Annotated in this window: 2 protein-coding genes; one reads left to right on the top strand and one right to left on the bottom strand. The window is 72.5% G+C overall.

Features of this window, described 5'->3' with window-relative positions; genetic code table 11:
- The coding region (locus VG869_12415; protein ID HEV3451996.1) for an LLM class F420-dependent oxidoreductase at window positions 1-451 on the top strand (451 nt) is incomplete at its 5' end.
- Window positions 452-460: 9 nt separating this feature from the next.
- On the opposite strand, the gene VG869_12410 is transcribed toward VG869_12415, so the two are convergent.
- On the bottom strand, window positions 461-1,619 hold a 1,159-nt coding region (locus VG869_12410; GenBank protein ID HEV3451995.1), incomplete at its 5' end, for a cytochrome P450.

Raw genomic sequence — 1,619 nt, 5'->3', positions numbered from 1 at the left:
CGCCGCGCTCGGACCGCGCATGCTCGGGCTGGCCCGTGACCGCAGCGCGGGCGCCCACCCCTACCTCGTCACGCCGGCGCACACGGCCGAGGCTCGGTCCGTCCTCGGCCCCGCCGCGGTCCTCGCGCCCGAGCAGCCGGTCGTGCTCGAGCGCGACGCGGGCTCAGCGCGCGCCGTCGCCCGGCAGCACCTCGCGATCTACCTCCAGCTGCCGAACTACGTGCGCAACCTGCGACGGCTCGGGTTCACGGCCGAGGACGTCGGCGGGATCGGCAGCGACCGGCTCGTCGACGGCGTCGTGGCGTGGGGCGACGAGGCCGCCATCACGCGTCGGGTCCGGGACCACCTCGACGCCGGTGCCGACCACGTGTGCGTCCACGTGGCGGCGCCGGACCCACGGGTCGGGCCCCGCCAGGCCTGGCGCGACCTGGCGCCGGCGCTCCTCGGCTGAGGCGGCCGGTCAGCTCCAGACCAGCGGCAGGATCTCGGCCTGGCGGATCCCGGGCGAGCAGCGGATCTCGATCCCGTCGGCGATCCGGTAGTCGGGGATGCGGCGGTGCCACTCCTCCAGCGCGACCCGCTGCTCCAGGCGGGCCAGGTGCGATCCGAGGCAGCGGTGCGGGCCGGCCCCGAACGCCAGGTGACGGTTCGCCTCTCGGGCGAAGTCGACCCGCGAGGCCTCCGGGAACTCGTCGTCGAGGTTGGCGGCGCCGATCATGATCACGGCGTGGTCACCGGCGTGCATCTCAACGCCGGCGAGCTCGTGATCCTGCTTGATGACCCGGACCACCATCATCACCGGGGTCTCCCAGCGGAGCAGCTCCTCGACCGCGCCGGCGGTGAGCGACGGCTGGTCGACGAGCCGGCGACGGTGCTCCGGGTTGCGGGCCAGGTAGACGATCTCGCAGTCCAGGCTCGCGGTCACGGTGTCCAGCCCGCCGAGCAGCATGAGGTGACAGATCCCGAGCTGTTCCGCCCGGGGCAGCGGCGCGCCGTCGACCTCGGCGCTCGCGATGCGGGCCAGGAGCCCGTCGCCAGGTGCGCGCTGCTGCTCGTCGAGGGCGGCGTCGAAGTAGGCCGTGATGTCGTGGCCGGCGCGCTCGCGAATCGCCTGTGCACCTTCGAGATCGTTCGGAGCCACCTTCGGCCGGATGGTGTCATCGCGCCACTGCAGGAACGTCGGGAGGTCCGACTGCGGCAACCCCATGAGCCGGAGAAAGATGGCCGACGGCAGCGGCGTCGCGAACTCCTCGTGGAAGTCGCACCCCCCGCGATCGATGAATCGGTCGATGATCGAGTTCACGAGCGCTCGCGCGTCGGCGTCGAGCTCCCCGATGCGCTTCGGGGAGAACTCAGGGTCGAGGAAGCGCCGGTACTTCGCGTGGTCCGGCGGGTCGACCTGCAACGGGATCAGCGGGTACTCCTGGCCGATCGAGACCGCCTCGGGCGCCGACGAGAACACCTCGGGGTGGCGCAGGGCCCAGATCACCTCCTCGTAGCGGGACACGTAGACGGTCGGGATTCCGTCGTAGCCCGTCACGCGGGTGACCGGTGCCTCCGAGCGCAGCTGGGCGTACATCTCCTGGGGGGCGTCGGCGTTGCGAGGGTCGAAGAGCAGG

The organism is Acidimicrobiia bacterium, assembly GCA_035948415.1.
Lineage (GTDB): Bacteria > Actinomycetota > Acidimicrobiia > IMCC26256 > PALSA-555 > PALSA-555.
This window is presented reverse-complemented; position numbering and strand designations above follow the sequence as displayed.